Source organism: Zavarzinia sp. (genome assembly GCF_049306435.1).
Lineage (GTDB): Bacteria > Pseudomonadota > Alphaproteobacteria > Zavarziniales > Zavarziniaceae > Zavarzinia.
Genome location: NZ_JBAQRT010000077.1, coordinates 1 through 9,110, shown reverse-complemented (window position 1 = coordinate 9,110; position 9,110 = coordinate 1). Strand labels below are relative to the sequence as shown.

At 66.5% G+C, this 9,110-nt stretch carries 11 protein-coding genes; 1 reads left to right on the top strand and 10 read right to left on the bottom strand.

Annotated features, from left to right (window positions below):
• From WAZ62_RS03955 to efp, 7 genes are all read right to left on the bottom strand, one after another.
• Positions 1-1,822: PQQ-dependent dehydrogenase, methanol/ethanol family (locus WAZ62_RS03955; RefSeq protein WP_422642225.1), on the bottom strand; the 1,822-nt coding region annotated here is incomplete at its 3' end.
• Positions 1,823-1,905: 83 nt separating this feature from the next.
• A complete protein-coding gene (locus tag WAZ62_RS03950; protein WP_422642224.1) occupies positions 1,906-2,673 on the bottom strand; it encodes a DUF6065 family protein in 768 nt (255 codons plus the stop codon).
• Positions 2,657-3,829: an MFS transporter gene (locus WAZ62_RS03945; protein WP_422642223.1), complete on the bottom strand. Its 1,173-nt coding sequence runs from the start codon at positions 3,827-3,829 to the stop codon at positions 2,657-2,659. Before WAZ62_RS03945 ends, WAZ62_RS03950 begins: the two co-directional genes overlap by 17 nt.
• 21 nt (positions 3,830-3,850) lie before the next feature.
• Entirely contained in the window at positions 3,851-5,005 is a 1,155-nt protein-coding gene (locus WAZ62_RS03940) for a serine hydrolase domain-containing protein (protein ID WP_422642222.1), read from the bottom strand.
• Between the two features lie 122 nt (positions 5,006-5,127).
• Complete coding sequence (locus WAZ62_RS03935; RefSeq protein ID WP_422642221.1) at positions 5,128-5,301, bottom strand: hypothetical protein; 174 nt, start codon at positions 5,299-5,301, stop codon at positions 5,128-5,130.
• Positions 5,302-5,351: 50 nt separating this feature from the next.
• The gene (locus WAZ62_RS03930) at positions 5,352-5,843 is read right to left on the bottom strand and encodes a hypothetical protein (RefSeq protein ID WP_422642220.1); all 492 of its coding nucleotides are present in this window, start codon (positions 5,841-5,843) and stop codon (positions 5,352-5,354) included.
• Between the two features lie 145 nt (positions 5,844-5,988).
• Positions 5,989-6,558 (bottom strand): elongation factor P, encoded by a 570-nt coding sequence (gene efp, locus WAZ62_RS03925; protein ID WP_422642219.1) that lies wholly within the window; start codon positions 6,556-6,558, stop codon positions 5,989-5,991.
• A gap of 95 nt (positions 6,559-6,653) precedes the next feature.
• Between efp and epmA the strand changes: the two genes are divergently transcribed.
• Positions 6,654-7,709 (top strand): EF-P lysine aminoacylase EpmA, encoded by a 1,056-nt coding sequence (gene epmA / locus WAZ62_RS03920; protein ID WP_422642218.1) that lies wholly within the window; start codon positions 6,654-6,656, stop codon positions 7,707-7,709.
• 4 nt (positions 7,710-7,713) lie between these two features.
• Here the strand turns inward: epmA and WAZ62_RS03915 are convergent, their stop codons facing one another.
• The 3 genes from WAZ62_RS03915 to WAZ62_RS03905 form a co-directional block, all read right to left on the bottom strand.
• Complete coding sequence (locus WAZ62_RS03915) at positions 7,714-8,595, bottom strand: transglycosylase SLT domain-containing protein (protein ID WP_422642217.1); 882 nt, start codon at positions 8,593-8,595, stop codon at positions 7,714-7,716.
• Between the two features lie 138 nt (positions 8,596-8,733).
• Positions 8,734-8,928, bottom strand: a complete 195-nt coding sequence (locus WAZ62_RS03910; protein ID WP_422642216.1) for a hypothetical protein — start codon at positions 8,926-8,928, stop codon at positions 8,734-8,736.
• A 12-nt stretch (positions 8,929-8,940) separates the two neighbouring features.
• Entirely contained in the window at positions 8,941-9,090 is a 150-nt protein-coding gene (locus WAZ62_RS03905; RefSeq protein ID WP_422642226.1) for a cell wall hydrolase, read from the bottom strand.
• Between the last annotated feature and the right edge of the window lie 20 nt (positions 9,091-9,110).

Below are 9,110 nucleotides of genomic sequence, written 5' to 3'. Positions count from 1 at the left end.
GCGCGGTATTGGCCGGCGGCGGCGGCACGGCGGCCGACAGGTCCGGCTTCGGCAGCTGGGCGGCGCCGCCGATCCTGTAGGTCAGCACCCGGCCGACCACGGGAATGTCCAGCGCCTTGGCCGCCCGGCCATAGGCGAGGGCATAGGCGCCGCCGTAACCGACGACGACCGAGACATATTGCTCGCCATCGACGGTAAAGGTGACCGGGGCCGCCTGCACGCCGGTCTGGGTCGGCGAGGTCCACAGCCGCTCGCCGGTGCGGGCGTCATAGGCGTTGAACTTGCCGTCGCTGGTGCCCTGGAACACGAGGTTGCCGGCGGTCGTCAGCACGCCGCCGTTCCACGGCCCCCAGAGCTTGGCCCGCCAGACTTCCTTCTGGTTGACCGGATCCCAGGCGATCAGCGCGCCCGAGACGATGGCGGGATCGACGTCGGCGATGGGAGCGTTGTCCGTCCCGGTGTTCCACTGCTTGCGGTTATAGGCGAATTTGCCGTCCGGGGCGTAGAGACCGGGGATTTCCTGCGTCGGGATATAGACGAGGCCCGTGTCCGGGTTGAAGGCCATGGGCTGCCAGTTGTGGCCGCCGATGGGCGACGGCATGACCACCGCCGGCTTGTCGGCCCAGCGCGCGTCCGGATTCTCGATCGGGCGGCCGGTCGCCATGTCGATGCCGCTGGCCCAGGTCACGGTGACGTAATTCTTGGCCGAGATGAGCTGCCCGGTTTCGCGGTCGAGGACGTAGAAGAAGCCGTTCTTCGGCGCCTGCATGATGACCTTGCGTGGCTTGCCGTCGATGGTCAGCTCGGCCAGGATCATGTGCTGGGTCGCGGTGTAATCCCAGGTATCGCCCGGCGTGGTCTGGTAGTGCCACTTCAGGCGGCCGGTGTCCGGGTCGATCGCGAGGATCGAGGACAGGAACAGATTGTCGCCGCCGCCCGGGCTGCGCAGGTGCCGGGCCCAGGGCGAGCCGTTGCCGGTGCCGACATAGAGCGTGTTCAGCTCGGGATCGAAAGCCATCGAATCCCAGACCGAGCCGCCGCCGCCCATCTTCCACCATTCGCCGGTCCAGGTCTTGACCGCCTCGGCGAGTTCGGGGTTCTCGAAGGGTTTCGCCGGATCGCCGGGCACGGTGTAGAAACGCCAAAGCTGCTTGCCCGTCGCCGCGTCATAGGCGGTGACGTAACCGCGAACACCATATTCGGCGCCGCCGTTGCCGATGATCACCTTGCCCTTCACCACGCGGGGCGCGCCGGTGATCGTATAGGGCCAGGGGCCTTCCTTGGTGTCGATCTCCCACGCCTTCTTGCCGGTCGCGGCATCGACGGCGACCAGGCGGGCGTCGAGCGTGCCGAAGATCACCTTGCCTTCCCAGACCGCGACACCGCGATTGACGACGTCGCAGCAGGCGAACTTGCCCCATTCCCTGGGCACTTCCGGATCATAGGTCCAGAGCGCCTTGCCCGTCCTGGCGTCGAGCGCGGTGACGATCGACCAGGGGGCCGTGACATACATGGTGCCGTCGATGACGATCGGTGTCGCGTGATGGCCGCGGTTGCCGCCGGTCTCGTAGGACCAGGCGAGGCCGAGCTGCTTCACGTTGTCGGTCGTGATCGCGTTCAGCGGGCTGTAACGCTGCTCGGCATAGGTGCGGCCGGTGGAGAGCCAGTTGCCCGGCTCCTTGTCGGCGGCGATGATGCGGGCACCATCGACGGTGGCGGCGCCACCCCCTTGTGCCGGCGGCGTTTCGGCCAGGACGGAAGACGTCAGAAGACACAGGGCGGCGAATCCGGCAAGGCCGGCGCTCCGAAGGTGATGGCGCAACAATGATCCCTCCCCAATTTTTTTGTATTATGGGTGCCACACCCTAGCGAAGCCGGATGCCGCCGACAATAGTGAACAGGGCGTCACTTTTCAGGGGGCGTGAAGGGCTTCAGGTGCAGACGGGTCTGGTGATCGGGCACGGCTTTCTCGCCGTCGACATTGCGGCCCTGGAAGTAGGTTTTCTGCCAGCCGGCCCGGTTCGCCTCGGTGCCCTTGACCGGCAATTCGGCCAGGAACCGGCTGCGCCCCTCGGACCAGGCGGCGAAGGCGGCGGCGAGTTCGGGCTCGTCGGCGAGGCGGCGCACCTCAGGTTCCACCGTCTCGACCATGCCGCGGGGAATCGGGAACAGGAAGGCGAAGGGCTCGCCCGCCTCGAAGACGACGGGAATATCGGGCGCGGTGAAGCGCCAGTTCATGGTGAAGGTGGCGGCGGACCAATCCGCCTCGATGAGGCCGGTCAGGGGTGCGATGCCGTGGCGCGGATCATTGGGCGAGCCGCCGACCCAGAGGTTCCAGCCCGGCTCGGTCACGAACAGGCCCTGGATATGGAAGGTGAGAATGCCGGAGCCGAAATGGCCGACCGCCACCTGCCCGGCCCCCGGCCCGGTCACCTGCACCGCCGCAGGCTCGGGGCCGCCGGTCCAGATGGCTTCGATCCGGCTGGGGCAGAGCAATTCCCAGCCATGGGCATTGGCGATGTTGAGCGGCAGGCAGCGATAGGCGAAGCCCTGCGGCGTCGCCTCCATCCAGTCGCGGCTGGCGGGGGCGACCCGGATCTGCGGCGCGTGCTCGCCGAGGCTGTAGCAGGTCAGGCGCATGGTCGTAACGCGCCGATCATAGCGCGATTTCACCGCCGTCCCAGCGCCGGTTCAGCAGGAAGGCGAGAACGGCGCCGACGACGCAGAAACCGGCCATCAGGGCGAAGATCACGCCGCCGCCCCATTCATAGAGCGGGCCGATGACGAGGGTGGCGATGGCGACGGCGATCGAAATCCCGAAGGAGGCATAAAGACCCTGCGCCGTCGCGGTCAGGCCCGGCCTGATCGCCCGGGGGATGAAATGCATGGCGCCGAGATGAGCGAAAGCGAAACTGCCGGCATGCAGCCAGTTGACCGCCAGCAGGGCATAGACGTCGGTGGTCGAGGCCAGCACGGTCCAGCGCACGATACCGCCGAAAGCCCCGATCAGGATCAGCGTGGTCGGCCGCAGCCGATAGACGAAGCGCGACGAGAAGGCGAAGAGCAGGATCTCGGCGATCACCCCTTCCGACCAGATGAGGCCGATCATGACGTCCGACAAGCCGGCCTTCTGCCAATGCAGGGTGCTGAAGGTGTAATAGGCGGAATGGCTGGACTGGATCAGGGCATTGGCGCCGAGGAACAGCAGGAACACCCGATTGCGCAGGAAGGCCCGGACCGCGCCCGGAAAGCGCGGCCGGCGCTCGATCTCGATCACCGGCAGCAGCCAGGCGGTCGCGGCGGTGAGCGCGAGGGCGCCGAGGATCAGCCACAGGATGCCCTCCTTGCCGGCGAAGGGCACCACCCAGCCGACCAGCATGGTGCCGCCGACGAAGGTGACCGAGCCCCACAGCCGCACCCGGCCGTAATCGTAACCGCGCTGATAGGCGGCGAGCACGCCGAGGTTCTCGGTCAGGGCGACCTGCGCAGGGTAAAACAGGCTGGCGATCAGATAGGCGGTCATGACCGCCACGAATCCTTCCGCCGGCACCAGCAGCATGAAGGACAGCAGGCTGGCCACCGTCAGGCCCATCAGGATGCGCCGCCGCTCGGCGAGGAGATCGGCGAGGCGGCCGAATCCGGTGTTGCCGATCACCCGCACCACCTGGCCGATGGCGAGGACGATGGCGATCTGGGTCCCGGTCAACCCGCGATGGGACATCCAGGCCGGCAGGAAGGGCACGATGACCCCGAGCCCCGAGAAGGAGACCGCGTAGAAGAAGGCCATGCGGAAGGCCACCGGCCAGCGCCGGCGCAGGGGCTCGGACATGTCATCACGGGATGGAGCGGGTCAATGCTCGAGGGCGGTATGGACGAGATCGGACAAGCGGCGGAAACGCTCGACCGAGGCACTCTCCTCCAGAAGCCCGGCGGTGAGAAGGACGAAAGTGAGATCGGTCGCCGGATCGCACCAGAAGACATGGGAACCGGCGCCCATGCCGCCGAACGTCCCCGGGCTGGCCAGATGGCCGAAAGCCATGGGGTAGATGCCCTGCCCGCGCAGCCAGAAGCCATAGGAGAAATGGGACGGCGTCGGCCCCCGTCCCGGCGGCGCGAAGAATTCATTGGGCATCGCCCCCGTGCGGTCGACGAGGGCGAAGCGCACCAGGGCCGGCGACAGCACCCGGCGCTTCACCGCCCGGCCGCCATTCCGCCAGCTTTCGGCGAAGGCGAAGACGTCGGACGCCGTGATGACGCAGCCGCCGCCGGGCATCTCGCTCTCGGGCTTCAGCCGGTCGGAGGATTCGAGGACGCCGGGCGGGAACAGGCCGGGCGTCCGGTCGCGAACGACGACCGGGACATAGCGCGAGCGGACATGATCGGGAATGCCGAGATGGGTCTCGTCCATGCCGATCGGCTCGAACACCTCGTCGGCCAGAATGCGGGAAAAGCGCCGGGTGCCGCCGTCGAGCCGGCGCACGATCTCGGCCAGCAGGCCATGGGCGAGGACGGGGGAATAGAGCACGCGGGCACCGGGCTCGGCCAAGGGCTCCGCCCGCGACAGGGCGGCGGTGACCGAGGCGATGTCGGCCCCGTTCAGCTTGCGGTCGCCCATGATCACCGGCGGCAGGCCGCTCGTATGGGTGATCAGATGGCCGATGGTGATGCCGCCCTTGCCTTGTTCGGCGAATTCGGGAACGACGGCGGCGACCGGCGTATCAATGGCGATATCGCCGGCCTCGATCCGCTGCAGGACGGCGAGATTGGTGAACTGCTTCGACAGCGACATCGACATGAACACCGAGTCGAGCGCCATCGCCCGCCCCGTCGCCCGCTCGGCGAAGCCGATCGCCTGATGCAGCAGGATATCGCCCCGCCGCGCGACGAGGACGACGGCCCCGTCGATCCGCGCCGCCTCGACATCGGCGGCAAGCGCCGCCGACACCCGGGCCAGACGCCCGGCATCCATGCCCTGAACCTGGGCGGCGGCAACATTCACGGACATCGGCGGCTTCTCCCGGCGCTTTTTCTCAAGGCGGCGGGAGTGTGGGCGGTTCGGAATTCGAGATCAAGAAAGCAACGGCACCGGAATCGAAAGCCCCGCCGAAGCGGGGCTGGACGGAAGGATCAGGCGCTGGCCTTCTTTTTCGGCTTGGACAGCGCCTCTTCGGCGTCGCGCCCTTCTTTCGTGTTTCGCCGCACGGCCGCGCGTACCTTGGGATCGGCGAGCCATTTGGCCATGGTGTCCCGCACCCGCGCTGCAGCGGTTTCGAGAAACGCCATTTGCCGTTCGCGATCCATGCTTTTCTCCATCGACGATCCACGATATCCGGGCATCGGTTAATCGCACCCTACCGCTTCACAGCCTTCCACACGCAGCGACCATGATAGGGGTCGTAAGTGCGCACTTCATATCCGCATGTTTCAAATCGCCGCGCAATGTCGACGAATTTCCTCAACGCCTTCTGCGGCGGGTCTTCGTCCATCGTGAAATAGTGAATGACCTCTGCGGGGACGTTGCGCACCATGGCTTCGATCGCCGCAAGCACATGCAAAAGGATGCGTTTGCGCTCAGCCTTCGGGATTAACCTCGCTGTATCGAGCCCACTCCAGATTTGGCGGCTTTCGTCGAGCAAATCGTCTTCTTCGACGATGCAGAATGCCATTTCCGCCTCGACCAATATGTCAGGCGATCCCGGCAGCGGCTCGAGGGCGAGCATGAGCGAATAGGCTTTTCCGGCCACAGGGTCGTAGCCGAGGTTCTCGACGATCAAGGCGGAGCTACCCTGGCGGAAAACTTCGAAATGCGCCGATGCCGAGCTGATCGTGGAAATATAGGCCATTCACCCTCCTCTAGGGCGAAGACTAACCACAACCCAGGAATGCTCAAGTACGAAAAATACCCCAAAAGCACAGACTGATGCCCCGAGACCACCAACGAAAAAGGGGCCCGAAGGCCCCTGGATCAGCGGTGCGCGGTGGACCGGATCAGTCCTTGGCGCGTTCCATGTAGTTGCCTTCGGCGGTGCCGACGACGACGCGGGTGCCCGACTCGATATGGGGCGGCACCAGGATCTTCTGGCCGTTCTCGAGGATCGCCGGCTTGAAGGACGACGACGCGGTCTGGCCCTTCACGACCGGGTCGGCCTCGACGATCTTCAGGGTGACGGTCTGCGGCAGCTCGGCCGCGACGGGCGAGCCTTCGTAGGTGCGGATGGAGCAGACCATGCCTTCCTGGAGCCACACGGCCGGATCGCCGATGACGTCGGCGGGGACGAGGATCTGCTCGAAGGTCTCGGTATCCATGAAGGCGTAATTGTCGCCCTCGGGATAGAGATACTGGTAGTCCCGGTCCTCGAGGCTCACGCGCTCGACCTGTTCCGAAGAGCGGTAGCGTTCCTGCGTCTTCACGCCGTCGCGGATGCCGCGCAGCTCGAACTGGGCGAAGGCGCCGCCCTTGCCGGGCTGCACCATCTGGGTCTTGAGCACCGCGAACAGCTTGCCGTTGATTTCAACGACGTTGCCGACGCGGATGGTGTTGGCGTTAACCTTGGGCATGGGAAATACTCTGTTTGCCTGACCGAATGGCGGCGGACCCTATCAGACGCGCCCGCAATGGACAACCGGCGCCTTGACTGCTAGGGCCATGCGTCATGACCCATGATTCCATTCCCTGGTGGCGCCCCGACGCCTTCGCCCGCAAGCGCGAGCCTCTTCTGGCCCGGGCGCGCATCCTCGCATCTTTACGCGAAACCTTCGCCGCGCGGGATTTCACCGAGGTCGAAACCCCCGCGCTGCAGGTCAGCCCGGGGATCGAGCCGCATCTGATGGCCTTCGCCACCGACTTGGAGCCTGCGGACGGCGGGCCGGCGCGGCGGCTCTATCTTCACACCTCGCCCGAATTCGCGATGAAGAAACTGCTGGTCGCCGGGATGCCGCGCATCTTCCAGATCACCAAGACCTGGCGCAACCGCGAGCGCTCGGACACCCATCACCCGGAATTCACAATGCTGGAATGGTATCGGGCGGGCGGCAGCCTGGGCGATCTGATGGAGGATTGCGAGGCGCTGGTACGCGCGGCGGCTCGGGCGGCGGGGCGCGACCATCTGCGGGTGGGCGAGAAGGACATTCCCATCGACGAGGATTTCGAGCGCCTGTCGGTCGAGGAAGCCTTCCTGATGCATGCCGGCATCGACCTCTTCGCCACGATCGACGATCCCCTCGCCCCCTCGCCCCATGCGCTGCGTGCTGAGGCGGAGGAGATCGGCATCCGCACCGCGCCGGACGACAGCTGGGAAGATATTTTCTTCAAGATCAGCCTCGACCGCATCGAGCCGCATCTGGGCGAGACAAGGCCGACCTTCCTGACCGACTGGCCGATTTCCATGGCCGCCCTGTCGCGGCCGAACCCGGAGGATCCCCGTGTCGCCGAGCGCTTCGAGCTTTACGCCGGGGCGGTCGAACTCGCCAATGCCTTCGGCGAACTGACCGACGCGGCGGAGCAGCGAAGGCGCTTCATGGCGGACTGCGAGAAGAAGGAAAAGCTCTACGGCTTTCGCTATCCGATCGACGAGGATTTCCTCGCCGCCCTCGAATGGGGGCTGCCGGCTTCGGCGGGCATCGCCCTCGGCATCGACCGGCTGGTGATGCTGGCCACGGGGGCCGGGCGGATCGATGACGTGCTGTGGGTGCCGGTGGTCGAGGCTTGAAGGATCAGTTGCCGGATTTGCCGGTGCTGACGCCGTCCTGCCCGTTCTTTTCGCCCGGCACCGGCAGGCTGGCGAGGGCGATCACCGCGTCGCCCGAGAGGGCCGGCAGGAACATGCGGGCGACGGGGGCGGCCGCTGCCGCGAAACCGTCGCCGATCCGTCCGCCGATCGAGGCGATGGCGCCGACCGTCGCCTTGGCCTGGGCTGTGACGGCGGCGCCCGCGCTGGCCCCCGCGTTTTCCAGCTTGTCGGCGAAACGCGCATAGACCTCGCGCACCGAAAGCGCGCGGCCATCCTTGCCATAGAAGATCGAGCGATTGGCCGAGGCGGCATCGGGCATCACGCTGGCGGCGGGCGTCGACGGCGCCTTGGCCATGGTGGACAGGAAGCGCGAGGCCCCGCCGGCGCCCAGGAAATGCGCCATGTAGAGGTCGGTCGAATTCACGTCGCGGTTCAGCCGGCCCGTCAGATAGGCCTTGTTGTCATTGGCGAATTCCGCCCCCATCACGGCCGAGACGGCGGGATCGTCGCGCAGCGCCAGGATCTGCTTCTTCGTCGCGGCGTCGGACACTTTCATTCGGCCATCGGCGCCTTGCCTGATGGCATCGGCGAGATCGCCCAGGCCATGTTCGGCGCCATGGTCCTTGACCATCTTCAGCCAGGTCTGGTCGATGAACTGGTAGAGCCCCCGGGCGCTGGAGGTGGAAGCCTTGGCATCGGCATCGAAGCCGGATTCGATCTGGGCCTGGGCGACCAGATATTTGAAATCGACGCCGGTCTTGGCCGATGCGGTCTGGATCCCGCGCAGGACATCGTCGGGCACACCGGCATAGGTCTGGCCGCGGCGCGTCGCATTGGCGATTTCAGTCGGCAAAGTCAGGCTCATCTGGTCGTCCTCCCGGCAATCCGGTCCTGGCGACCCGGTCAAAATTGCCGGGTGCCGTGGCGGGCCGCGACGGAAAACTCCGATTCGCCGTGCCCTCGCGGCCTGCCACGCCCCTTCACTAGCGAAAGCCGTGCCAAGTCATTCGCCCCGCCCACCTGCCCGTCCGGCATGACCGACATTGAGGGCGATCAGGTCGAGGAGGCGGCGCAGCAGAAGGGCGATGCCATCATCCTTCGGCGTCGGCGTCAGCGCGGCCAGGGCGGAGGCTGCGCTGACGAGGCCGGAAGCGACGAGCAGCAACGCCTCGCCATGGAGGGAAATGAATTCGATCATGTTTTGTTCTCCTCACGGCCCGATGCGAAAGAAATGATGGCGGCCGATGGTGACGGTGGGGCGCCGGCCCCGCGCCCAGGCCGGGCGGCTACCCCTGGCGTGATAATGGTCGGCGCCGCCGGTGGGATCGCCCATCCGGCCGTCCAGCGCCGCGTCGGCGATGGTGCGCGCCGGCAGCAGCA

What these genes read in the sequence shown, in the direction of transcription:
- WAZ62_RS03945 (WP_422642223.1), bottom strand. Translation starts at nt 3,829, where the DNA reads ATGTCCGAGCCCCTGCGCCGGCGCTGGCCGGTGGCCTTCCGCATGGCC.
- WAZ62_RS03915 (WP_422642217.1), bottom strand. Translation starts at nt 8,595, where the DNA reads ATGAGCCTGACTTTGCCGACTGAAATCGCCAATGCGACGCGCCGCGGC.
- epmA (WP_422642218.1), top strand. Translation starts at nt 6,654, where the DNA reads ATGACCCATGATTCCATTCCCTGGTGGCGCCCCGACGCCTTCGCCCGC.
- WAZ62_RS03930 (WP_422642220.1), bottom strand. Translation starts at nt 5,843, where the DNA reads ATGGCCTATATTTCCACGATCAGCTCGGCATCGGCGCATTTCGAAGTT.
- WAZ62_RS03935 (WP_422642221.1), bottom strand. Translation starts at nt 5,301, where the DNA reads ATGGATCGCGAACGGCAAATGGCGTTTCTCGAAACCGCTGCAGCGCGG.
- WAZ62_RS03910 (WP_422642216.1), bottom strand. Translation starts at nt 8,928, where the DNA reads ATGATCGAATTCATTTCCCTCCATGGCGAGGCGTTGCTGCTCGTCGCT.
- WAZ62_RS03940 (WP_422642222.1), bottom strand. Translation starts at nt 5,005, where the DNA reads ATGTCCGTGAATGTTGCCGCCGCCCAGGTTCAGGGCATGGATGCCGGG.
- efp (WP_422642219.1), bottom strand. Translation starts at nt 6,558, where the DNA reads ATGCCCAAGGTTAACGCCAACACCATCCGCGTCGGCAACGTCGTTGAA.